At 59.5% G+C, this 22,084-nt stretch carries 19 protein-coding genes; 4 read left to right on the top strand and 15 right to left on the bottom strand.

What is annotated here, in order from left to right; translation table 11 throughout:
- Positions 1 to 371 precede the first annotated feature (371 nt).
- The 3 genes from MRBLMD1_RS20555 (at position 372) to MRBLMD1_RS20545 (ending at position 5,844) form a co-directional block, all read left to right on the top strand.
- Positions 372 to 707, top strand: a complete 336-nt coding sequence (locus MRBLMD1_RS20555) for a type II toxin-antitoxin system RelE/ParE family toxin (RefSeq protein WP_364403149.1) — start codon at positions 372 to 374, stop codon at positions 705 to 707.
- Positions 708 to 714: 7 nt separating this feature from the next.
- A complete protein-coding gene (locus tag MRBLMD1_RS20550; RefSeq protein WP_364403146.1) occupies positions 715 to 1,794 on the top strand; it encodes a HigA family addiction module antitoxin in 1,080 nt (359 codons plus the stop codon).
- Positions 1,795 to 2,217: 423 nt separating this feature from the next.
- Complete coding sequence (locus MRBLMD1_RS20545; protein WP_364403143.1) at positions 2,218 to 5,844, top strand: KAP family P-loop NTPase fold protein; 3,627 nt, start codon at positions 2,218 to 2,220, stop codon at positions 5,842 to 5,844.
- A 294-nt stretch (positions 5,845 to 6,138) separates the two neighbouring features.
- Here MRBLMD1_RS20545 and MRBLMD1_RS20540 read toward each other — a convergent pair whose 3' ends face one another.
- From MRBLMD1_RS20540 to MRBLMD1_RS20470, 15 genes are all read right to left on the bottom strand, one after another.
- On the bottom strand, positions 6,139 to 6,846 hold the full coding sequence (locus MRBLMD1_RS20540; protein WP_364403140.1) for a GAF and ANTAR domain-containing protein: 708 nt from the start codon (positions 6,844 to 6,846) through the stop codon (positions 6,139 to 6,141).
- 439 nt (positions 6,847 to 7,285) lie between these two features.
- On the bottom strand, positions 7,286 to 7,633 hold the full coding sequence (locus tag MRBLMD1_RS20535) for a carboxymuconolactone decarboxylase family protein (protein ID WP_364403137.1): 348 nt from the start codon (positions 7,631 to 7,633) through the stop codon (positions 7,286 to 7,288).
- 92 nt (positions 7,634 to 7,725) lie between these two features.
- Positions 7,726 to 8,691 carry a quinone oxidoreductase family protein gene (locus MRBLMD1_RS20530; RefSeq protein ID WP_364403134.1) on the bottom strand — a complete coding sequence of 322 codons (966 nt, stop codon included), beginning with the start codon at positions 8,689 to 8,691 and terminating at the stop codon, positions 7,726 to 7,728.
- 205 nt (positions 8,692 to 8,896) lie between these two features.
- Complete coding sequence (dmpG, locus tag MRBLMD1_RS20525) at positions 8,897 to 9,922, bottom strand: 4-hydroxy-2-oxovalerate aldolase (RefSeq protein WP_364403131.1); 1,026 nt, start codon at positions 9,920 to 9,922, stop codon at positions 8,897 to 8,899.
- Positions 9,923 to 9,924: 2 nt separating this feature from the next.
- Entirely contained in the window at positions 9,925 to 10,863 is a 939-nt protein-coding gene (locus MRBLMD1_RS20520) for an acetaldehyde dehydrogenase (acetylating) (RefSeq protein ID WP_364403128.1), read from the bottom strand.
- A gap of 41 nt (positions 10,864 to 10,904) precedes the next feature.
- A complete protein-coding gene (locus tag MRBLMD1_RS20515; protein ID WP_364403125.1) occupies positions 10,905 to 11,708 on the bottom strand; it encodes a 2-keto-4-pentenoate hydratase in 804 nt (267 codons plus the stop codon).
- A gap of 287 nt (positions 11,709 to 11,995) precedes the next feature.
- Positions 11,996 to 13,609 (bottom strand): ATP-dependent acyl-CoA ligase, encoded by a 1,614-nt coding sequence (locus tag MRBLMD1_RS20510; RefSeq protein WP_364403122.1) that lies wholly within the window; start codon positions 13,607 to 13,609, stop codon positions 11,996 to 11,998.
- Positions 13,610 to 13,616: 7 nt separating this feature from the next.
- Positions 13,617 to 13,922, bottom strand: a complete 306-nt coding sequence (locus MRBLMD1_RS20505; protein ID WP_364403119.1) for a zinc ribbon domain-containing protein — start codon at positions 13,920 to 13,922, stop codon at positions 13,617 to 13,619.
- Positions 13,919 to 15,061, bottom strand: a complete 1,143-nt coding sequence (locus tag MRBLMD1_RS20500; protein WP_364403116.1) for a thiolase family protein — start codon at positions 15,059 to 15,061, stop codon at positions 13,919 to 13,921. Before MRBLMD1_RS20500 ends, MRBLMD1_RS20505 begins: the two co-directional genes overlap by 4 nt.
- A 145-nt stretch (positions 15,062 to 15,206) precedes the next feature.
- The gene (locus MRBLMD1_RS20495) at positions 15,207 to 16,556 is read right to left on the bottom strand and encodes an MFS transporter (protein ID WP_364403113.1); all 1,350 of its coding nucleotides are present in this window, start codon (positions 16,554 to 16,556) and stop codon (positions 15,207 to 15,209) included.
- A 67-nt stretch (positions 16,557 to 16,623) separates the two neighbouring features.
- On the bottom strand, positions 16,624 to 17,673 hold the full coding sequence (locus MRBLMD1_RS20490) for an amidohydrolase family protein (RefSeq protein WP_364403110.1): 1,050 nt from the start codon (positions 17,671 to 17,673) through the stop codon (positions 16,624 to 16,626).
- A gap of 35 nt (positions 17,674 to 17,708) precedes the next feature.
- Positions 17,709 to 18,254 (bottom strand): 3-hydroxyanthranilate 3,4-dioxygenase, encoded by a 546-nt coding sequence (locus MRBLMD1_RS20485; protein WP_364403107.1) that lies wholly within the window; start codon positions 18,252 to 18,254, stop codon positions 17,709 to 17,711.
- Between the two features lie 41 nt (positions 18,255 to 18,295).
- Complete coding sequence (locus MRBLMD1_RS20480) at positions 18,296 to 18,712, bottom strand: RidA family protein (RefSeq protein WP_364403104.1); 417 nt, start codon at positions 18,710 to 18,712, stop codon at positions 18,296 to 18,298.
- On the bottom strand, positions 18,709 to 19,500 hold the full coding sequence (locus MRBLMD1_RS20475; RefSeq protein WP_364403101.1) for a 2-keto-4-pentenoate hydratase: 792 nt from the start codon (positions 19,498 to 19,500) through the stop codon (positions 18,709 to 18,711). Before MRBLMD1_RS20475 ends, MRBLMD1_RS20480 begins: the two co-directional genes overlap by 4 nt.
- Before the next feature lie 5 nt (positions 19,501 to 19,505).
- A complete protein-coding gene (locus MRBLMD1_RS20470) occupies positions 19,506 to 21,041 on the bottom strand; it encodes a 2-hydroxymuconic semialdehyde dehydrogenase (protein ID WP_364403098.1) in 1,536 nt (511 codons plus the stop codon).
- A gap of 58 nt (positions 21,042 to 21,099) precedes the next feature.
- Between MRBLMD1_RS20470 and MRBLMD1_RS20465 the strand changes: the two genes are divergently transcribed.
- The gene (locus tag MRBLMD1_RS20465; RefSeq protein ID WP_364403095.1) at positions 21,100 to 22,083 is read left to right on the top strand and encodes a LysR substrate-binding domain-containing protein; all 984 of its coding nucleotides are present in this window, start codon (positions 21,100 to 21,102) and stop codon (positions 22,081 to 22,083) included.
- Position 22,084: the final 1 nt, after the last annotated feature.

Below are 22,084 nucleotides of genomic sequence, written 5' to 3'. Positions count from 1 at the left end.
CCCGTGGCGGCCGTGGTTCTAGGGCTGGTGCATATGGGCCTAGGCGCAGTCAGCTACGGGGCCTACCAGTTCACACGGCTGGATGCTCTGATGAGGATGGATTCAGCTTTACAGATGCGCTGTTATCGGCATTGACGATGCCTCAATGTCGCATCCACCGATTCCCGGTTTTCGTTGACAGTTGCCTAGTCTGCCTGGCCTTGGGATTGAGAGGGGCCGCGAGGTGGCCACTCCATAGTAAGACCATGTAGCGGGTATCCCGTTCCGCTTCGGACACTTGCGGAGTAACCAGGCGAGTTCGGCTTGAGGACTTTCCGGGAAGGCGATAGGCTCTGAAGGATGTGTTACCAAATCGGTAATGGTGGCTGCCGGTGGAGGTGAGCTACGGCGATAAGAAACTCGAAAAGAGCTGCACAAACGATCGGCAGATGGGGAAGGAATATACCCAAGCCGTAGCTAAGGCGCTGAAGCTCCGGATCAAGAGTCTGGAAGCGGCCGAAAACATGCTCGAACTCCTTGACGACTTGGGAAAGTGGCATCCGCTGGAGGGTGATCTGAAGGGTTGTTGGGGAGCAAGCCTTACCGGTAATTGGCGCATTCGAGTCCGCGGCGTTGACGCTGAGGAACTCGCTTACCAATGGGAAAAGGTCGAAGTAGTCACCGTAGAGAAGGTCTACGACTACCACGAAAAGAAAGTGATGAGGTGAGGCGGCGATGGTCAAAACTACCTATGCGGTCGCTCCTGGAGAATTTCTTGCTGAGTGGCTCGAGGAACAGGGCATGTCACAGGGCGAGCTGGCGCGCAGGATGGACGTCTCAGCAAAACACGTCAGCTCGTTGATCAACGGGGGCTCATTGACTGCCGAAACAGCGGTCAAGCTCGAGCGCGTAACGGGCTCGTCCGCCCAATATTGGCTGCGTTTGGAGGCCCAGCACCGAGCAGACTTGATCAGGCTGACTGAAGCCAAAACGTTGGAATCCGAGGACCTGACGTTTTTAAAGAACGTTCCTTGCAAGGAGCTAAGAAAGCGCGGCTTTCTGTCCGCTACGTTGGCGAACCGTCCCCAACTCGTCCAAGAGCTGATGAGCTTTTTCAGAGCTGGGTCCGTCTTTGCCTTGCAAGAACGTATCCGCCTTCCGCAGGCAGCCTACAGGCAGGGCCAATTGACTGATTCTAAGGAGCCCATTGTTGCAACGTGGCTTCGACTCGGAGAGCTAGACGTGGACCAGCAGGAGCCGCTGCCTCAGTTCAGTTCGGACGCCTTGCGTGCTTTGATTCCGGAAATTCGATCCTTGACGCGGCAACCACCATCCCACTTTGGTGCAGCATTGGTAAGCCGTCTAGGTACTGCGGGAGTGCATCTTGTGTACGTACAGGACATCCCAGGTTCGGCGACATACGGGGCCACTTGGTGGAAGAACGAGAATCCGGTCATTCAGCTATCGCTGCGCCAAAAGGACGACGGGCAATTCTGGTTCACTTTGTTTCACGAAATTGGGCATGTACTTCTGCACGCTAAACGTCATCGATTATTTGTAGACCTGAAGAACGGCGCCGATTCGGGCGCCGCTGAAGCGGAAGCAGACCGTTTCGCATGCGAAGTCCTCATCCCCAAGGAGCATGAGCACCGACTGGTTTCAAACATGTCGCTAGCTGCAATCTCGGATTTTGCTCAAGAAATTGGAGTCTCACCTGGAGTTGTAGTCGGGCGACTCCAGCACGATCGTAAGATCGGATTCCATGTTGGGAACCGACTCAAGATCCAGTTGGCAATATCTGAAGACGACGACTGAAAACACATGAAACGCCCTGGACTATTTCGGTAATGATGCTCAGCACAGCATTGCGATGAGTACACAAGCGACCAAGGAACAGGGGTGCCAGATTCTTGTCGCTGGCTCCGCGTTGTCTTCCTTACCCTCATCAGGCGGCCGTTTGTAGCGTGTGTTTAAGTTACAGCCACTCATCTGGGCCTAAATTGCACAGCCACTGCCACCCTGCCACGTCAGACATCACAGGAGACTTTGAGTGACGCTATAGCTTGGACGCGATCCCCACAAAGGTTGGTTAGGCCCCGGATACGACAATGGGGTCTAGTGTGGTTAGGACTTCAGCAATTCACCGGGGGATCTCCATAGATGACGGACAGGCATAATCAGTTGTTTGTTGATGCTCGGCTGGTTCTGCCAGAGGACCTAATCCCGGATGGACCTCTCGTGCATGAAGGCACCGACCTACTCGACCATACCGGGCTGGCCACAGCAGTGGCCGACATAGCTTTGTCAGCTGCTGCTCCTGTAAATATTGCCCTGTTTGGATCTTGGGGATCGGGCAAGTCAAGCATCTACTCCATGCTTGAGCAGCGAATAGCGGCCCTCGAACACCCCTGGAAAACCCGAGTTGTTCGCTACGACGCATGGAAGTACGGAGGCCACAGCCTCAAGCGAAATTTCATCAGCAGTATCGCTGAAGATCTTGAGCTATCTCAGGACCGGTTTGAATCGAACCTTCATCAGAATACTGAGAGGAACGACCTCTCGATCGGCAACTGGGTCAAGCGCAACTACCCGTCACTGCTGACGGGTGTGCTTGTTGCGGTAGTCGTTGCATGCCTTTGGTTGCTAGGGGTCGTGGGCCTCAATTGGTTGCTGAAGACGGGAGACCTGCTTGCGGCGGCGCGAGCATCCATAGCATCTGCCGGCACCGTTTTTGGACTTGCCCTAGTTGCCCTACTCGTGGGTCCCAAGGTCTTGGAAGGTGCAGTTGTAAAGGTGTCTTCCGCGCCACCGTCAGCCGATGATGAGTTTGCTAGGCGCTTTCGTGAACTAATCGGGGAAGTGAAGTCCCAGGGCGCCGAAAGGCTCGTTGTATTCATTGATGAACTCGATAGATGTTCTCCTGAGGACGTGGTTGCCACTCTGATTGACCTCAAGACGTTCCTTGATCAAGAGGATTGTGTATTCATTGTCGCCGCGGACCGGGAGGTCATTGAAAGAGCGCTACAAAAAGTACCGCAGGCCAAGCCCGTCCGTGAGGAAGAACCGTACTATGCGACTCCTGGCGCCTTTCTAGACAAAATTTTTCAGCATCAGATCTCGCTTCCCCCACTACGTCCTCGCGCGCTGACGAAATTTGCACGGTCCCTTGTTCAAGAGCAAGGAGGACTCTGGCGGGAATTGCGCGAACAAGCACTAGAAGACTCTTTCGAAACGGTTGTCTTTGCACTTGTCCCTATCCACGTCAGGAGTCCGCGCCGTGTCAAAGTGCTACTCAACAACTTTGCAACTAACGCTAGGATCGCTGAGGCTCGGGGCCTGCCGTGGTTGGAGAGGGCCGCTGAGATTGCCGTCATGACGGTGCTGCAAACCGAGTTTCCCAACGTTGCGAAGGACATGCTGCGTTGGCCTCGCCTTCTGGATCTCTTGCTTGGACACGAGGAGCCATCGACGGACGAACTCCAAGACCTGATGCTCCGGTATGGAGCGCCTTACTCGCGAGACGATCCGCCCACTGGGGTTAACGCAGAGGCTCTTGAAAATCGTAGTCAGCGCACCAGCCAAGCCGTGGAAAACTCGGAAACTCCCGCTGGTCTATTGCTGGCGGAAGGGCTGAACCAAGAGTTGGCTGCTTCGCGAGCCAGGTTGACTTTGAACCGTCAGCTCGCCGCCTATCTCGCCAAAGTCCGCGCTGGCGGTATTCCGGAACCTAAGCCAGACCTCTTCTATCTTCAGTCAGCAGGGCATGTAGATGGTCTCCCAGATCCGAGACTGGGGGACGTCATAGATTTTGCTGCCGACTCCGATCCCGACGAAGTTGTTGCTGCATTTAACGGGCAGCCCTCTTCAGTCCTTGCAATTGCTGTCATGTCCTTGGTTGCCGGCGCCGAGGATGCGGTCGGTCGCGGACGAGGCTTCGTGATCGAGTCAGCCTGTCGCCTCCTTGAGGCGATGGATGAAGATGACATCAGAGCGGTTGGGCCCGGTATACGGCCAACCATCTTCGCTGAAGTACGCTCGTCGACAAGCTGGCGTCCCCAAGCCACGCCAGGCGCGTTTATCCTTGCCGTGATGCTGGGTGCAACGGATGATGCTCGAAGCCTCGCCGAACTCCTCAAGACGAACGCTAATAGTCCTTCTCTCCTTATTCGTGCGGGCAGTGTGCTTCCATACGCCAGCGAGACTCAAACCGCGATGATCCACTCCCTCTTTGCAGATGTTTACAACGACATGCCTGAACCACTGCATTCGAGCCTGCGAGAACTTCCACTGGCGTCGGCCCTTCAGCTGTGGAATGCGACTGGAGAAAGCCTCTTTTCCGCCCTAGAGAACTTGGAGAACCCCCGCTTGGAGGAGGGATCCCCTGGAGTGCCAACGGCTATAAATGGGCGTGGTTCAGCTACCCAGCCGAAACAACCAGGCACGGGTGACGGGCGTCTTCGAATGCAGCAACTGTTCGAAGCGTTACTCTCACGTCCTGACGGGGAAACCATGCTGTCTTTAGCTTACGAAACCGCTCAAAGGTCCAAGTCCCGCGAGTTACTGGATGAAACGCTAGAGCTCGCTGAGTCTGTGCTTTCGCGTCTGTCCGAACCCGCAGTAATCACCCACCATGTTCTTCTCGGGATCCTGTCGGCTCCCAACGACAACCTTGATGGCTGGGCCGGTCGGCTTCGGCCAGCGTCTACCGACAGCAGCAAGGATCCAGTTGCTGCCGCGGTGATATCAGCGAAGCTTTTACCTGCAGTGTCCGCTGCTAGGGACGCAGAAATTTTAACTAGAGCCGGGGACCTAATTGTCCTCGTCGCTCCCAGGGCCTCAAAAAATGAAGAAACTTTGCATGCGATTCATGACCTATTCGAAGACTTGCCCTGGGTTCTCGACAGAGTGGCAAAAGATAGCGATGCCGCAAAGAACCTAGAACTCCGACGGACAGTAGCACACCGGACTGTACAGGAATTGCGTAAGGCTGACCTCTTGGACGCAGCGGACACCGATCCGATGCTCGCGGGGGACATCTTCGCCGGCATCGAATCGGCCGTTCTCGACGAAGATTTGCAAGCTCAAATGATCGAGCTGATCGACCTATTGGAACCTGAGGCCGCTAAACTCTTAGACGACTTGCTTGATGAATATGAGGAGCCGGAAGGGGAGCGGCTGGCGATACTTAGACTCCGAACAAGGTCGCGGCTTAGGTATCACGGCGAGCCATTTACGGGTGAAGAACTGTCGGGGCTGGATGAGAACGCGGCCTCTTCCGCAATTGCCAACGACTGGCTGGCCCTTGAACCAAGGATAGAAGATGTCCTGGCACTAGTTCCACGCCTATCGATGCACTGGAGTGCCCTAAAGCCGTACGCAGCAAGAATAACCCGAGCAGAACGTAGCCGGCTCTGGATAGCACTTGAACAAACGCACGCTCTGGACAACACACTCGCAGCCGTTGGTGCTATCGGCGTCGATGACTCGGCTGTCGAATACATGTCAGAAAAGATCTTCCAAGCTTCACGGCAAGAAGGGCGAAACAGAAGCGTCGAGCGGCTTCTGTTGGCAAACATAGGTGCGTCGGAAGGTGAATCTGTCTCTCTAGCACAAAGAGCGGCGAACAATCTTTCCAAACGCTTGCTCGAGACGGAAATAGCGGGAGACTCTAAGCTGGCAGCAAAAGTCATTCTATGGGCCGGTGGAGCCGTTCGAGGCTACCTGAGTGTGCTGCGGGAGCTCTTCGACCAAGCACTTAAGCAGAACGACAAGGTGTTTACGGCTAAGACCCGGGGTGATCTTGCAGACGCAGGCCTGCTCAGTCATCGCACATCAAGTCCTCTGTCTTGGCTCCTCGGGAAGTAAGCGCTGCCGAGCAGTCACGGGACGATTGACAAGTTACCGACACGGAGCAAAACCGTGTTGTCAGATTGGAATCTATGACCGACTTTTGCGGCAGTCCGGTAAAGGGAATTCGGACCCTACTCTGACGCTACTGCGCGCGAGATCTGACGTCAGGTTGGCGTGTGCTTCAAAGCCGTTAAAGAGGCTCCTCTTCGGTTGCTTTCCTCCCGCCACCACTGGTAATCCAGTTCGACGGTTGTGCGAGCGGAGGCATAGGTAAGGGGCTGCCAAAGGGCGGCGGTTGGGGCCGGCCTTTCATCGGGGATCAACGATTTCCCGCGCTACCTCGTGCAGCGGCTTATCTTCATCCCGGGAAGCTGCCAGCATCACTCCCAACGCTTCAGGGGCGCCTATGAGCATCCGCTCCATCAGGATTCCTTCAGCCCTGGAGATCAGGTCCCTGTTGGCCATGACCCCCATAAGGAGTGCATCCAGCTCCCGGCTGGCTTCGCGGTCCCTGGCGTTGCCCAGGAGTGCGGCGGCCGGGCCGGCCAGCCGGTCAACCAGGAACACCGAGTGGTCATCGAAGGCCATGGGGACGGGTGAATAGACCTTGATGGCGCCGATGCGCGTTCCCTCGGTGGTCAAGGGTGCGCTGAGCACCGAGCGCAAGGGAAGATCGGCTACCGACGCGGTCCACTTGGGCCAGCTGGTCTCCTCCCGGACGTCCTGGATGATGATCGGGCGCTGCTCGGCCCAGGCGCTCAGGCAGGGCCCTTGTCCAAGTTCGTACTGCAGCTTGTCCGCCCGGAGGACGACAGGATCGGTGGCGCCGGAGCTTTCCCTGCGGCCGCGGGAGTTAATGATCGAGGCACCGGCGCCGACTGAATTCGGGATGGCGTCCTTGAGGACGTACGCCAGTGACTGCACGGCTTTGGACGCGTTCTCCTGCGTGAGGAAACCACCAAACACCAGTCCGGTCAGTAGGGCCAGCTCGCTGGCCGGCGGAATGGAACTATGCATGGTCTTTCATCTTTGTGCTCGCGGGGAGACCGCGGGCCATGATGCTGGATCTGCTGGACGAAGCGGGCCACCCCATCCTTGTGCGGGAAAAAGCAACCCCCTGGTGTGCCTGTTGGCTGAGGTGTCGCGGACTGGTCCAAACTGGTCCACGCAGGGAAACAGGGCGTTGCCACGGGGCGCCGGAAAGGTCAGTCAGGACCTTGGCGGTTTTGTTTGCAGGCACAACTGGGCAAGGGCAACTGGTTGCGGTTCTGCGGCGCCGGGGCCGGGCTAAATCTCCCCCGAAAGATGGATCCTCGCTGGCCAGGCGCCTTTGCGTGGGTGTGCCTCACCTGTTCACGCGCGAGACTCCCCTCGCAGTCCACGGCCGCAGGACTCGGACTCGTTCATCCGGCTTTTTAACTCCACGGCCTGTGGTACCCCTTGGCGTGCAATTTGTTTAGTCCTCTGCGGTGAAGAACTTCCAGGCCATCCTGCCGTGTGCCATTGCGGCAGAGGCGCGCATGGTTGCAGTCAACGTGATGGTTTCGGCGATTTCCTCGTGGGTAGCGCCCTGTGTCTTGGCACCTTTGCTATGGGCTTCGATGCACCAGGCGCATTGTGTGGTCAGCGCGATGGCCAAAGCCATCAGCTCCTTGAACTTAGGCGGGACCTCGCCCTCGGGATTGAAGGCGGCCTGATGCATTTCAATGAAGGCCTTATGACCAGCCGGCGCCCCCTGGCGCGTTAGGCGGTCGAATTTTCGGTCCGAGGGGTGGTGGTAATGCTCAACCAATTCCTGTGTCATTTCAACCAACTTTCTTCCGTTCCCTTCAAACGTTCGACGGTGTTAGGGGCAGTCACCTGCCTCGCGATCACGTGGTGGAGTCATTTATTGGGTTATGGGATAAGGAGTCCTTTACCTGTGATGCGACGTCCCTCCAGGTCTCGGTGGGCCTGGGCGGCTTCAGATAGCCGGTACGTGGCCCCAATAGAGACTTTGAGGTTGTGGCTAGCTGCGGCAGCGAAGATCTCAGCGGACCGCCAACGTCGTTCCTCTGCATTTTGCAGGTAGGAAGCCATGCTGGGGGCGGTCAGGAATGTCGAACCTTCCGCGATCTGACGCTGGAAGTCTACGGGTGGCACAGGGCCGGAGGCTGTGCCGAACAGTACTAAGGTGCCGCGCACGGCAAGGGCCGTCAGCGAACCGTCGAAAGTGTCCTTGCCGACGCCATCGTAAACGACATCGACGCCCTTGCCGTCAGTAAAGTCCCGCACGCCTGTGGCGAATCCGGCATAGCGGAGAACCCGGTCGGCTCCGAACTGAAGTGCGAGGGCCTCCTTTTCATTGGAGGACACGGTGGTGATTACTCGTGCGCCCTTGGCCTTGAGGAGTTGGATAAGCAGTAGACCTACTCCGCCCCCGCCAGCGTGGAGTAGAACGTTTTGACCAGCCTCGATTTGGAAAGCGGAGTTCGCTAGGTAGTGGGCCGTTAGACCCTGGATTGGAAGGGAGGCTGCTGTAGCATCGTCGATTTCGTCCGGAACGGGGAAAGCTTTGTCCGTGTCGACCAAGGCAAAGTCGGCGTAGCAATGCTGACCTTCAGCGGTGGCTACGCGGTCTCCTTCAGCGAATTCGACAACTCCTCCGCCAATCGCAGTGACCGTCCCTGCGGCTTCCGTTCCTGGAATGTAGGGGTAAGTAGCGCTGTGCGTGCCCCTACGTTTATACGTGTCCGAGAAATTCATTCCCGCCGCTGCCACCCGGAGCAGTATCTGCCCGGGACCTGGCGTGGGGGTGTCAGTCGATATGTAAGAGAGGACTTCGGGTCCACCGGCTTGAGTCGCCACAACTGCGTAGGGCATGAATTCCTTCCTTTCCCGTCGCTCTTACTCGGTAGACGGAGTTGAGAGTTATGTCCTCGGTAGTGCAGTCCCCGACAGGGTTCCAGGGATGGCAAGCTAGCGCCATGGGCGGCGTCTGGAGGGTTTTGGCAGTGCGGTGTTCTTGGAACTTGATGTCACCATCTCGGCACGGAAGGGCATCACAGGGGTCTTGTCCCCTCTTGTCTCACCTGCTTTCGGCCATCAGGTTTACGGCGACATCCACGATCATGTCCTCCTGGCCCCCGACGTATCCCGCGTTTCCAACTTCCTGCAGAATTTTCCATGCCGGGACGCCGTAGCGGTCGGCGGCGCGCTCGGCGTGGATGAGGAAGGAGGAGTAGACGCCGGCGTAGCCCTGCATGATGGAGGCGCGGTCCATGATGGGCATGCGCGTGATGATGGGCTTGACGATGTCTTCGGCTGCTGCCATGACCCCCTGGACGTCAACGCCCGTCTGGATGCCCAGCCGTTCGAACGCGGCGGCGAGCACTTCGGTGGGTGAGTTTCCGGCTCCAGCCCCGAGGGCCAGCAGGGTTCCGTCGATTTGTTTGGCGCCTGCGCGGGCGGCGTAGACGGAGTTGGCGACGCCGAAGCTTAGGTTCTGGTGGCCGTGGAAGCCTACCTGGGCGTCATCCCCAAGTTCGGTGACGAGGGCGGAGACGCGGTCGGAGACGTCTTCGAGGATCAGGGCTCCGGCTGAATCGACGACGTAGACGCACTGGCAGCCGGCGTCGGCCATGATTCGGGCCTGCTTGGCCAGGTTCTCGGGGGTGGTGCGGTGGGAGAGCATCAGGAAGCCGACGGTTTCCATGCCGAGTTTGCGGGCGTGCTGGAAGTGCTGGATGGAGACGTCGGCTTCGGTGCTGTGCGTGGCGATGCGGGCGACTGAGGCGCCGGCATCGTGGGCCTGGTTCAGGTCGTGGATGGTTCCCAGGCCCGGAAGCATGAGCACGGCGATCCGGGCGTTTTTCGCTACGTCGACGGCGGCGCGTACCAGGTCCAGTTCCGGGGTGAGGGAGAAGCCGTAGTTGAAGGAGGACCCGCCGAGTCCGTCGCCGTGGGTGACCTCGATGACTTCGACTTTGGCGTCGTCGAGGGCACGGACCACGGAGCGAACGTGTTCTTCGGTGAATTTGTGGCTCATGGCGTGGGAGCCGTCCCGCAGGGTGGTGTCCGTCAGCCGGACACTGAGGTCGTTGGTTGCTGTCATGGTTATGCTCCTACGAATGTTGAAGGGACGGCGGCGTCCATGCGTTCGGCCAGCAGGTCTGCTGTCCGGGTGGCGGCGGCGGTGATGATGTCCAGGTTGCCGGCGTACTCGGGCAGGTAGTCCGCGGCGCCCTTGACCTGGACCCAGACGCCGACGCGGCCGTTGCCGTTCCAGTCGTCGCGGGCGGCGTCGAACTGGGGCTCCACTCGCAGCGAGTATCCGGGAACATAGTCTTGGATCCTGGCCACTGCTTCGTCGATCGCGGCACGGATCTTGTCCTGCAGGTTGCCGGGTTCGGCCGCCTGGGCGGGGATCGCGGCGTAAATGGTGTTGCGCATGATCATGGGCGGTTCCACCGGGTTGATGATGATGATGGCCTTGCCCTGCTTTGCCCCGCCCACTTCTTCCAGTGCTTTGGCGGTGGTTTCGGTGAACTCGTCAACGTTGGCTCGGGTTCCCGGACCGGCCGACTTGGAGGCGATGGAGGCGACGATCTCGGCGTAGTCCACTGGCACCACCGAGGAAATCGCGGCGACAATCGGCGTAGTGGCCTGCCCGGCGCAGGTGATCATGTTGACGTTCAGGACATCCTGGGGGGCGTCCAGGTTCACCACCGGGCACAGGTAAGGACCAACCGCGGCAGGAGTCAGGTCGATTGCATGGATCCCCGCGGCCTTGTACTTCGGGGCGTTAGCTTCATGGGCTTTGGCCGAGGTGCATTCAAAGACGAAGTCGGGCAGTTCATCCTGGGCCAGGAGCCAGTCAACGCCCTCCGCCGAGGTGGTGACGCCGAGCCGGGCCGCGCGGGCCAGCCCGTCCGAGGCCGGATCCACGCCGATCATGTACTTGACCTCAAGGTTCTTCGAGCGGCGCATGATCTTGAACATCAAGTCGGTGCCGATGTTGCCGGAGCCGACGATCGCGGCAGTCTTCTTAGCCATGTGGGTTCCTTTGATTGTTTTCGGCTGCACGTGCCGCCGGGCTAGATAAAGTGGATGGTCAGGGACCCGAGGTCCCCGAAATCAGCTGTTGCACTGCTGTCCGCCACGACCGGAAGAGCCTTCGTGAAGGATCCCGGAAGGACGAGCTGGCCGGCTGCCAAGGCGACTCCTTGTTCTCCGAGGACGTTTGCCAGCCAAACCAAAGCTTCGATTGGATCGCCCATTACGGCTTTACCAGTGCCGGTCTCGGCCGGGTGGTTATCGATGCGCAGTACGCATTCGACCTCGGTCAGCCGGTCTAGAGGGACATCCAATGGGCTTTGCCCCACGGCGATGGCTCCGCAGGAGGCGTTGTCCGCCACTGTGTCCACCAAACGGATGTCCCAGTCCGCAATCCGGGAATCGATGATCTCGATCGCGGGATAGACCGCCCCGATCGCGTCTGCGGCTTGCTGGTAGGTTACGCCCGGGCCCTGCAGCGAATTCTTGAGCAGGAATCCGAACTCGGGCTCAACCTTCGGGGCGATGAAGCCATCCGTGGGGATCCGCGCGCCTTCGTGGTGAACCATGTCTTCAAAGAAGAACCCAAAGTCTGGGGCATCGACGCCGAGCTGGGCCTGCATGGCCAGAGAGGTCAAACCAACCTTCCTGCCAGCTAGTATCCGGCCGGTACTGAGGTGCCGTCGCAGCTGGGCTTCCTGGACCTCATATGCGTCCTGAATCGTCATGGCCGTGACCCGGTCCCGCAGCGGCGCCACGGGTACGCGCGTTGAGCCGGCAGTCATGAGTTCCTCGGCGAACCCATTCAGGATTGCCTCACGGGAAGGGGTGTGAGTAGTCTGCATTTCTTGCTCCCATCTGTGTTCATATCCTGCCGGTCACCTCCCTGTACGTTGGCGGCGAAGCAGGGTAACCCGGCAGCTTGTCTGTCGTTGTTTAGGACTGGTTGGGGAAAGACGGGCGTTGGCTTTTTGGATGAAGACCTGTGCTTGGTTTAGGAGCAGCAAGCTTTGAAAGAAACGCCCAAGAACCGGTGGTCCTTTGAAAGTTGTTGGCTTGCCAGCGCGTCCACGTCCCGTACGTGTGTCTGGCTCGAAGCACGCCCGACAGGTGCCCGGTAGGTTTTGCGTTCTTATTTGAGTGCAGGAGCGCTGAGTACTGGCGTCTGTTTGTGGGTCTTTTCCAGTTCCCTGTCCCACTGAGCGGCTTCCTTACCTTCCTCCCGCAGGACGGACTTGCGTACTTTTCCGTTTTCGGTGCGCGGCAGAGCATCGCGGACCAGCATGAAGCGGGGGATCGCGTACTTCGCGAGCCGCGGTTCACAGAATTCTGTGATTTCGTTGAAATCTACGGGGCCTTTGGGAACAATGGCGGCCATAACCTCGTCTTCTCCGAGTTCAGAGTCCACGGCATAGACGGCTACCTCGCTGATGGCGGGGTGTTCCAGCAGGACTTGTTCGACCTCAGCGGAGGAGATGTTCTCGCCCCTGCGTCGGATAACATCCTTGATCCTGTCGACAAAGCGCAGCCATCCGTCGGGCTCTATCACGACGCGATCGCCGGTGTGGAACCATAGGTCCTTCCATGCCAGGACGGTAGCTTCGGGCATCTGATAGTAGCCGGTTGCGAATGCATGAGGCTGGTCGCTGCGCAGCAACAGTTCGCCGGGTTCACCCGGCGGTACTTCCAGGCCGTGTTCATCCACTACGCGGGCGGTGAAACCGGGCTGGATTTTGCCCATGTAGCCAGGGCGTTGTTCAGACCTGCTTGCAGCCACGATCGAATTCGTTTCCGTGGCGCCGTAGCCGTCTATCAGCGTCACTCCGAAACGGTCCCGGAAATCATTCAGCAAGCCAGCAGGGGTTGCAGGGGCCAAAGCAGCGGTAATGGCGTGAGTTCGATCCCCGGGAGCAGGCGGTTTACTGGCAAGGATACTGACCATGGCCCCGAGCAGATAGGTGAACGTTGCTCCCGCTTCCTGGGCGTCCGACCAGAACCGTGAGGCGGAGAAGCGCGGTCCAAGCACATATTCGGCTCCGCTGACGAGCGCCTGAAAGAATGCGTTGAGGGCATTGGTGTGGAAGAGCGGTAAGCAGGTGTAGAGGACGTCTTCAGCTGTGATTTCAAGCTGCTGGCTTACATTTGTACCCCACCAGTAGAACTGGCCGTGAGGGCACTGGACTCCCTTTGATATGCCGGTCGTGCCGGAGGTGTAGAGGATTGCTGCTGTGTCGCCGGGAGCAACGTGAGCGGGTTCCGCTTCCGTAACCGAGGTCGGCAGCGCAGAAACCGGATAGCCGGTTTCGACAGGCCCGTCGGACTCCTCGACGACCCATATTTGTCGCAGCTCCGGAAGCTGGGGTAGGCGATTTACATGCTCCAACAAGGGGATCTCGGTGATGAGGAGGGATGACTTGGAGTTGGAGAGAATGTGATGGAGCTGCTCTCCGCGGGCCGCGGTATTGATTGGCACGGCAACAGCCCCAATCCAGGCACAGCCAAGGATGAAGTCAAGCAGTTCGATCCGGTTGGCCGACATCAAAGCAACGTGATCGCCTGCGCGAATTCCGTGCTCGAGCAGGACGTCGCCAGCGCGAGCAACGGCTTGAACCATCTGTTGCCCGTCGCGGCGGATGGACCCGCAGCGCAGGAGGGGTGTGGTGGGTGCTTCCTCAGCCCTTCTGAGCAACATACCGGGCACTGTCATTGCGCCGGGTCCTGGATTGGTACTGGCGATCTCTCTCATGGTTTTCCTAAAGTTCCGTTCCGTGTAGAGGCACAAAGGCAGCCACTGCGGCATCGTCGCTCGGATCGTTGGTTAGCCTGATCCGGTCGCCGGCTTCGGCAGTTCCACCAATGATGCGGGCTATAAGGTAGACGTCACCTGGGCAGGTGACTGTGGCTATTTGATAGCCATTGGAGAGCCGGGTGGTTGTCTCAACTGCTCCTGCGTCGACCTTGTCGTCCGCGAACTCTGTCCCATGGCAGTGGCGGCAGATGAGCCGGGCCGGGAAATATGATGCCGAGCAATTGCTACAGGTCTGGATGAGTGCGCTCATTGGGCGGCCTCCAGCACCGTCATGTTTGCGCAGGAGCCGTGCCGGTACAGCACCATGCCGTATCCGCTGACTGCGGCGGTCTTTGCATGTACTTGTCTGTCTCCTGCCTGCCCGCGCAATTGCCGCACCGCTTCAACGAGACCGTGCAGGCCCCCTGCCGATCCTGCCTGGCCAGCGGAGAGCTGGCCTCCCGAGGTGTTGAGCGGCAAATCCCGGGAAAGAATCCGGGTCTCAATGAATTCTGCGATGTCTGCACCGTCGGTGAGGATCCCGATGTCCAGTAATTGCGCCACGACCATTGCCGGGTAGTCGTCGTACACACTGATGATGTCAATATCTTCCGGTGAGACGCCTGCCCGCTCCCATGCCAGTGGTGCACACTTCCGCAGCCCGGTTTGGAGTCCGTCCCCGACCTGGTTGTCGGCGTTGTATGACGCGGTAACCGAGAGTACTTTGGCCTTCCGCTTTCCGTCTGCTCTCTCATCGGCGACTATGACGATCGCGTCGGCACCGGTGACTGGTGGAACACAGTCGAACCGGCCCAATGGGTTGGCGACCAGGGGTGCACCAAGGTATTCGTCCAGTGTCAGCGGCGTGCGGTAGACAGCCCCAGGATTGCCTGCTGCCCACTGGCGCTGGGCCACTGCTATCCGGCCGTAATCCTCACGCCCCAGGCCAAACTTTTCCATCTGCCGGCTTGTCAACATGGCAAACAGAGCGTTGGGACCGGCCAGGGGCAACGGCGTGAGGTGATTCTCCGTGGCGCTATTGTACCTTGCCACCAGCTTTGCGAACGCGGTGTTGTCCATGAGGTCTCCCGCTGCGAGCACGATCACGGAGGCGTCGCCGGCCGTAATTGCGTGGACTGCGTGCTGGAGCATGTTTCCGGCACTGGCACCGCCGTTGGTGTCCTGCATAAGCCAGGACAGCTCAAATCCCATTTTCCAGGCCAGGTCTATTGCGTGGTCCGGGTCTAAGGTGAAGCTCGAGACCGCGAAGCCGTCGACGTCGCCAGGAGTGAGCCCTGCATCTGTTAGTGCACGGGTGACTGCGTCGGCGATGGTGCGTGAGGAGGTCGTTCCCGCTTGAGGATGTCGCGTATAGGGTGACTCGCCGGCGCCGATGATGGAAACTGCCATGACTGTTTCTTTTCTCTTCCAGTGTTGTTGTCCGCCGTCAGTGGAAGGAACTGCAAGTGGGTTCGTGCCACTGACGGATGTGCGCCTGAAGCTTGGCGGCTTGCCCGAAGACATGACCCGGGCAAGCCGCCGGAATGCTCGGGAGCTAGTGCTGTGGTGCTTTGAGCGCACGGACGCCCGTTTGCTCATCCCTTGTCGAGGTATCGGGCCGGCCCAACTTTGTGGAGAAGGCCAGCGCCGTCAAGGTAATCAGGGCCAGTCCAATGGCGTACAGGGCTACGGGCGTTGAGCTGTCGTATGTGAGCAGCAGCGCGGTGGCAATGAAGGGCGCTAGTCCGCCGGCAAATACTGCGGCAAGCTCGTGGGCAAACGCCATGCCGGAGTAGCGGACTTCGGGGCTGAACAGTTCGTGGAAGAATGCCGGTTGAGCCCCGATCATTGCTGCATGGCAGATTCCGTTACCGATGAAGTAGGCCAGGATGACCAGGCTGGGTGAGTTTGAATTGATGAGCCAGAAGAATGGGAATGCCATGAGTGCCAGAGCTGAGGCTCCGAAAGCATAAACCTTCCGTCGGCCGATTTTGTCCGACAGGTGTCCAAAAAAGACGATAGTGCAAAAGGCGAACAGCATGGAAAGCATCACACCCAGGAGCAGCGTTCCTGTTTCGACTCCGACGTGCACGCCGTAAACCAGGGAGAATGACAGGAACAGGTAAGAACCCCCGTTTTCGGCCACCCTCAGGCCCATTGCGACCAGGATTTCCTTGGGATGAGTCCGCAGCGCCGCCAAAACTGGCACGGATGCTCGTTCGCCGGTCTTTTTCACCTGCTCGAATTCTTTCGTCTCCGGCATACGGAACCTGATGTACATGCCGACGCCGAACAGCACCACACTCAGGAGGAAGGGCAGACGCCAGCCCCAGGCCATGAACTGGTCATTCGGGAGCAGTTGGGCCAGATAGAACGCCGCCGAAGCGAGGACAAACCCGAGGGTGACTCCTCCCTGGCTGAACGCAGAGAACAGTCCCCGGCGCTGATCGGAGGAGTTTTCACTGATGATCAGAACGCCGCCGCCCCATTCGCCGCCGGCAGCAATCCCTTGGAGAACCCGCAGGATGACCAGCAGGATGGGCGCCCAAATTCCTACCTGCTGGTACGTGGGAAGAAACCCCATGAGGAAGGTGGCGATACCCATGATGCTCAGTGTCATTACCAAGGCGGATTTCCGGCTCACCCGGTCACCAATGTGACCGAAGAGAATACCCCCCAAGGGGCGCGCCGCGAATCCGACCGCGAACCCTACAAAGGCACCCAGCGTTCCCACGAGGGGATCGGTGCCCGCCGGGAAGAAAAGTTTCCCGAATACGATGGCCGCAGCCGTTGCATAGAGGAAGAAGTCGTACCATTCCAGGGAGTTCCCGACAAGGGAAGCGATGACGTACCGGCTGATTCCTGGACTTTTGGCGCGAGTAGCGCCAAGGGCTTGCTGTGACATGAGCGTCTCCTGATGGAAAAGGGTTTTCGGTAGGATCCACGACAGTGGGGATCGCGCCGATGTGATATCAGCTGGCGGCCTTTTTTTCCGCCAGCATGGGGGCTCCGGAATCAAGCCCGAGGAATTGGTGGGCGTTGCCGCCCAGCATCTGCTGCTGTTGTTCCTTTGTAAGGAATTCCGCTTGCCTGATGAGGTTTCCAGCTGGGCGTTCGCCCAAGGGGTACGGGAAGTCTGAACCAAGCATGATGCGTTCGCTGCCCATTACGTCAACAAGGAGCCGCAATGAGGCGTTGTTGAAAACTGCGGAGTCAACGCTGAACCGGTTCAGGTAGTGCGACGGAGGGAACTCGGATGTTGCGATGAGGTCGGGCCGCTGGTGCCAGGCGTTGTCCATGCGGCCGACCCAGTATGGAAAGGACCCGCCGCCGTGGGCGAAGCAAAGGCGTAAATGTGGGGGGAGCCTGTCGAAACCGCCGCCCAAAATGAGCGAGAGAATCGAAAGATGTGTCTCCCCGGGCATGCCCACTAACCAGCGGGCCATCCAACGCTCCAAGCGGGGCGAGCTGGGCATGTCCCAGGGATGCACAAAAACGGCTGCATTGCGGTCCGCGCAGTGCTGAAGGAATGTGATGATGCCTTCGTCATCGAGGTCGCGGTCTCCCACATGGTTGCCGATCTCGACCCCGACGTGTCCATTCTCCAGGCACCGGTCGAGTTCCCTGCAGGCCGCGTCTGCGTCCTGCAACGGTACCTGGCAGAACGGAATCAGGCGTTGAGGCGCGGGATCACAGACTTCCAGGGCGAGGTCATTGAAGATGCGGCTGACCTTCATCGCCTCCGTGGCTTCACGGGCGTAGGAGAAGAACAATGGAGTGGGTGAGACTACCTGCACGTCAACGCCGTCAACATCCATTGCCGCTAGCCGCTCTTCGGCGGCCCACGCAGCCGCTCGGAGCGGACGGTACTCTTTGGAGCCAAGCATAAGCATCGCCTCCCGCTCCGAATCGCTGCGCAGCCAGGGCCAGGGGCCACTGCCGCCGGTTTCCCTCTTAAGATCCGGCCAGCCCTTGGGCACGTAGTGGGTATGAATATCTATGGTTGCGTTAACGGTGCGCACGTATTCTTTTCCTCGTGTGTTGTCCGACCCGGAGGTCAGCCCCGGCCGGGGTGAACGGAGCCGCAGTTGCTGCAGGTGCGGGCAGCCGCGTCGCTGGCATAGAACTGCTCGAATACCGGCGGCAAGTCAGCAACAATGTCCCGGACCTGCAGTTCGACCTCATGAATAAGGTTTGAGCATTCGAGGCAGTACCACTGGAATTTCTCGGTGGTGCCTTCCTCGCGGATCCTTTCGATGACGATGCCGATCGAACCGGCCTCCGGGCGCTGGGGCGAGTGCGGGATGTTCCCCGAGAGCAGCCACATTTCGCCCTCGCGGATATCGACTCGCTTCACGCCCTCATCGGTAACAATGTTGACGTGCATGTTGCCCTTGACCTGGTAAAACCATTCCTCGTAGGGATCAACATGGAAGTCGGTGCGCTGGTTCGGACCCCCGACGACCTGGACGATGAAGTCGTTTACCCGGGTCCACATGGCCTTGTTGTTTACCGGCGGCTTCAGTGAGGCCTCGTTCTCGGCCAGCCATTGCTGGAAGTTGAAAACGGGCAGGACATCTGTCTTGTTCTTGCTTTCGGTCATTGCCTTGCTCCTTGTTACTCCGGTTGTGGTGACGATGGTGGTCAGTGTTGCCGCTTATATGCCACGGCTTGAATCTCAATCAAAAGGTGCGGGTGGGGCAGCTGGTGGACTGCGACGGTAGTGCGGGCGGGACCGTTTTCGTCGAAGTACCGTGCGTACACTTCGTTGTAGCCGCCGAAGTCGTTCATGTTGACCAAGAATGCGGTGACTTGGATGAGGTCGTCGAGGGAGGCTCCGACCTCGCGCAGGATTTCGCCGATGTTTTCGATGACCGCCCGGGTCTGCGCGCGAATGTCCAGGTTTGTTGTACCCAGCTCGTCCGCTTCGACGCCGGCGAAGGTGTTGTCCGGGCGCCTGCTGCTGGTTCCGGACACGTAGATGAAGTCCCCGGCCATTTTGACGTGGGGAAAACGTCCCCGGGGCTTTGCGAGGTGCTCAATGAGCCTGGCGCCGCTCATGCTGCAGCTCCGGCCGTCTCCAGTTCGACGGTGCCGATGCCGGCGACAATCGCCGTGATTGTGCGCCCTGGCGCCAGAGCGACTGCGGCGGTCGCCGCGCCCGCCAGAAGCACCGCGCCGGCCGGCAGCCCTGACCCGTAGCGCGAGTTCATTCGTGCGAATGCTTTAAGCGCATTCATGGGATCGCCCAGGATCGCCGAAGTAGTTCCTGTTTCGGTGATTGTTCCGTCGACGAGCAGGGTTACGGCGCGGCCGGCAAGGTCGTCTGTGAATTCAGTCCATTCCCCGAGCACGTAGCGGCTTGCAGACGTATTATCCGCGACGACATCGGCGAGGCTGAAGGAGAAGTCCCGATAGCGGGAATCGATGATTTCAAGTGCCGGAGCGACCGCGTCCACGCTCGCAATGATCTGCTCTTCCGACGCCCCTGCCGGTATGGCCTGCCCGAACCGGAAGGCGACCTCGGGTTCGATGCGCGGGTGAACGAGCCCTTCCAGTGCGAGAGCGGCGCCTCCGTCAACGTGCATGTCGGCTGTCAGGAATCCGACGATAACCTCGTGCACGCCCATTTGCGCCATTTTGGCCTCGCTGGTGAAACCGAGCTTGGCACCGGCAAGGCTTTCTCCTCGGGCTAAGCGAAGCGCGAGCAGTTCGGACTGTACCTTGTAGGCCTGCTCAAGAGAGAGCATGTCACCAAATTGGGCGATGGCGTTGCCCTCCCGCTCAGCTTGTTCGAGCAGCCGGGCGATCGCCGTGGCGCCGTGGGTGGTTGACTGTGTAGTGGTCATTCGGATCAGGCCTCGCTGAGGTTCACGCACACGTTTGTGGGCTCGGTGTAGAAATGCAGGGAGTGAGTGCCGCCCTCGCGGCCGATGCCGGACAGCCCGGCGCCGCCGAAAGGGGAGCGAAGGTCACGCAGGAACCACGTGTTGACCCACGTAATGCCAGTATTCATGCGTCCGGCAACGCGGTGACCACGGTCCAGATCACTGGTCCAGACGGAGGCGGCGAGTCCGTACTTTGTATCGTTGGCCAGGCGTATAGCTTCTTCCTCATCGTCAAAGGGGATAAGACCGGCGACGGGACCGAAAACCTCTTCACGCATCACGGGCGCGTCGTGGCTGAGTCCGGTCCACAACGTCGGTTGGATCCAGGCGCCGCCGCTGAGCTCCTGACCAAGGTTCGGGATGCCGCCGCCCACGATTGCGGTCCCGCCTTGCTGTTGTGCCCGTTCGAGGTACGAAAGGACTTTCTGCCGATGGTTCAGCGAAATAAGCGGACCAGTCGTGGTGCGGGTATCGAAGGGCTTACCAAGCGTCAAGCCCTTCGCGCGCTCGGTCAGTCCCTGGACCACTTCATCGAAAATAGGGCGCTGAATGTACACGCGCTCGGTGCAAAGGCACACCTGGCCGGTGTTGGTGAAAATGGATCGCGTGAGCCCGTCCAAGGCGCGTTCGACATCGGTGTCGGCGAAGACGAGTGCAGCGTTCTTGCCGCCAAGTTCAAAGGAAACGGGGCGTACGTTCGCTGCGGCGGCATGCATGATAGTCGAACCCGTCGAGGATTCACCCGTGAAAGTGATTCCATCGATACCCTCATGGGTGGTGAGAAATTCTCCGGCGGAGTTCGGCCCAAAGCCGTGGACCAGATTGAACACTCCATCGGGCACTCCCGCCTCGGCCATGATTTCCGCGAGCACCGTGGCAGAAGATGGTGTTTCCTCCGATGGTTTCACGATGACGACGTTCCCGCATGCGATCGCCGGGGCAACCTTCCATGTCAGCAACAGCAGCGGCAGATTCCAGGGCACCACTACGGCAACGACACCCAGCGGCCGGCGAAGCGCATAATTGAGAGCCCTGCGCCCGTCGGGCAGTTCCGTCAGGAAGGAGTCGAGGCCCTCGGCGGCAATAATGTCGGCAAATGCCCTGAAATTAGCGGCCGCACGCGCCACGTCAAGGTCCCGGGCCAGCGCCTCCGGTTTGCCGGTGTCCGCGATTTCTGCCGCCAGCAGGTCATCAAAGCGTGCCTCGATACGGTCGGCGATGCGGCGGAGCAGCGCTGCCCGTTCATTGACCGTAGAACGGCCCCAGTGGCCCTGCAGGGCATCGCGGCCTGCCTTCACTGCCATGTCGATAGTGCCGCGGTCTGCTTCGGCAACGCGAGCGACAACGCTGCCGTCCACCGGGCTGATTTTTTCAAACGTGGCAGCGGTCGCGTCAACAAAGGCTCCGCCGACGAAGTTACGCAGGGTAGGAATCGCCATAATCGGTGCTTCTCCCGGGTTGTTGATGTGGGTTACATCACCCAGTCTGCTGGCTGAATCCATGTCCGTCGAATGCTTATTCCCGAACCTCCTATGTCTGTATGGGCATATCATCGTGGTCATGGACATCAGATCTCTCCTAAACGGGCCGCTCAAAATTCGCCACCTCGTCCTGGTGCTGACCATCGCCGAACAGGGCAGCATCGTCGGCGCCGCCAGGCACCTCTACATCACCCAGCCGGCGGTCAGCAGGGGACTGCGCGAGGTCGAGGAGGCTTTGGGAGCCCCGCTTTTCGAGAGGGGGGCGCGTGGCGTTCGACCTACTCCGTTTGCGGAAGTCTTTATCGACCATGCACGGGCCGTCGTGGGGCACCTCAAACAGGCGACACAACACATAGCCGAGCTTGCGGATGCGACTGCGGGGTCGGTCACGGTCGGCACATATGTGGCTGGCGGAAACCTGCTGTTACCCAAGGCGATAGCGCTCCTGAAACAGCAACGCCCGCACGTGAACATTTACGTCCACGAAGCAACCCCCGACCGGTTGACCAACGGTCTCGTTGCCGGTGAAATCGACGTTGTCGTCGGACGCCTGACTGCCCAGCACGGCGCGCCGGAGCTGCAGCAAGCCGCCCTCTATCATGAGCCTTTCGAGGTTGTTGCGCGGGTTGGACATCCTGTTTTAGACCTCGGCCCAACGACTCTGGCCGACCTACGCAAGTATCCTTGGGTCATGCCCGTGGGGCAGACTGCACTACGTGGAGAGCTGGAGCGGGCGTTCGCCCGCGAGCGGCTCGACCTGCCCGAGGAGCAGGTCGACTGTTCCTCACCGATGACACTTCGTGCCATCCTGGCAGAAACCGACTTTCTCGCCCTTCAACCGCACACGATCGCAGCCGCCGACCCCTCGTTGCGCCTCGTGGATGCCCGCATCAAAGGCATCGGACAAACTGTTGGTGTGACCACGTTGACGGACAGGTTGCCAAGCCCCGCTGTCGCCTTGATGGTGCGATGCATGGAGCAGGTGGCCACTGGCATCCGCAGGACAATCCCTGCAGATTTGCGAACAAACCCAAGGGGCGTGGAGCGGCCAGGTATGCCCTAAC

The organism is Pseudarthrobacter sp. LMD1-1-1.1, from assembly GCF_040676255.1.
Classification (GTDB): domain Bacteria; phylum Actinomycetota; class Actinomycetes; order Actinomycetales; family Micrococcaceae; genus Arthrobacter.
This window is presented reverse-complemented; position numbering and strand designations above follow the sequence as displayed.

What these genes read in the sequence shown, in the direction of transcription:
- MRBLMD1_RS20535 (WP_364403137.1), bottom strand. Translation starts at nt 7,633, where the DNA reads ATGACACAGGAATTGGTTGAGCATTACCACCACCCCTCGGACCGAAAA.
- MRBLMD1_RS20520 (WP_364403128.1), bottom strand. Translation starts at nt 10,863, where the DNA reads ATGGCTAAGAAGACTGCCGCGATCGTCGGCTCCGGCAACATCGGCACC.
- MRBLMD1_RS20515 (WP_364403125.1), bottom strand. Translation starts at nt 11,708, where the DNA reads ATGCAGACTACTCACACCCCTTCCCGTGAGGCAATCCTGAATGGGTTC.
- dmpG (WP_364403131.1), bottom strand. Translation starts at nt 9,922, where the DNA reads ATGACAGCAACCAACGACCTCAGTGTCCGGCTGACGGACACCACCCTG.
- MRBLMD1_RS20475 (WP_364403101.1), bottom strand. Translation starts at nt 19,500, where the DNA reads ATGACCACTACACAGTCAACCACCCACGGCGCCACGGCGATCGCCCGG.
- MRBLMD1_RS20540 (WP_364403140.1), bottom strand. Translation starts at nt 6,846, where the DNA reads ATGCATAGTTCCATTCCGCCGGCCAGCGAGCTGGCCCTACTGACCGGA.
- MRBLMD1_RS20470 (WP_364403098.1), bottom strand. Translation starts at nt 21,041, where the DNA reads ATGGATTCAGCCAGCAGACTGGGTGATGTAACCCACATCAACAACCCG.
- MRBLMD1_RS20510 (WP_364403122.1), bottom strand. Translation starts at nt 13,609, where the DNA reads ATGAGAGAGATCGCCAGTACCAATCCAGGACCCGGCGCAATGACAGTG.
- MRBLMD1_RS20500 (WP_364403116.1), bottom strand. Translation starts at nt 15,061, where the DNA reads ATGGCAGTTTCCATCATCGGCGCCGGCGAGTCACCCTATACGCGACAT.
- MRBLMD1_RS20480 (WP_364403104.1), bottom strand. Translation starts at nt 18,712, where the DNA reads ATGAGCGGCGCCAGGCTCATTGAGCACCTCGCAAAGCCCCGGGGACGT.
- MRBLMD1_RS20495 (WP_364403113.1), bottom strand. Translation starts at nt 16,556, where the DNA reads ATGTCACAGCAAGCCCTTGGCGCTACTCGCGCCAAAAGTCCAGGAATC.
- MRBLMD1_RS20530 (WP_364403134.1), bottom strand. Translation starts at nt 8,691, where the DNA reads ATGCCCTACGCAGTTGTGGCGACTCAAGCCGGTGGACCCGAAGTCCTC.
- MRBLMD1_RS20505 (WP_364403119.1), bottom strand. Translation starts at nt 13,922, where the DNA reads ATGAGCGCACTCATCCAGACCTGTAGCAATTGCTCGGCATCATATTTC.
- MRBLMD1_RS20465 (WP_364403095.1), top strand. Translation starts at nt 21,100, where the DNA reads ATGGACATCAGATCTCTCCTAAACGGGCCGCTCAAAATTCGCCACCTC.
- MRBLMD1_RS20485 (WP_364403107.1), bottom strand. Translation starts at nt 18,254, where the DNA reads ATGACCGAAAGCAAGAACAAGACAGATGTCCTGCCCGTTTTCAACTTC.
- MRBLMD1_RS20550 (WP_364403146.1), top strand. Translation starts at nt 715, where the DNA reads ATGGTCAAAACTACCTATGCGGTCGCTCCTGGAGAATTTCTTGCTGAG.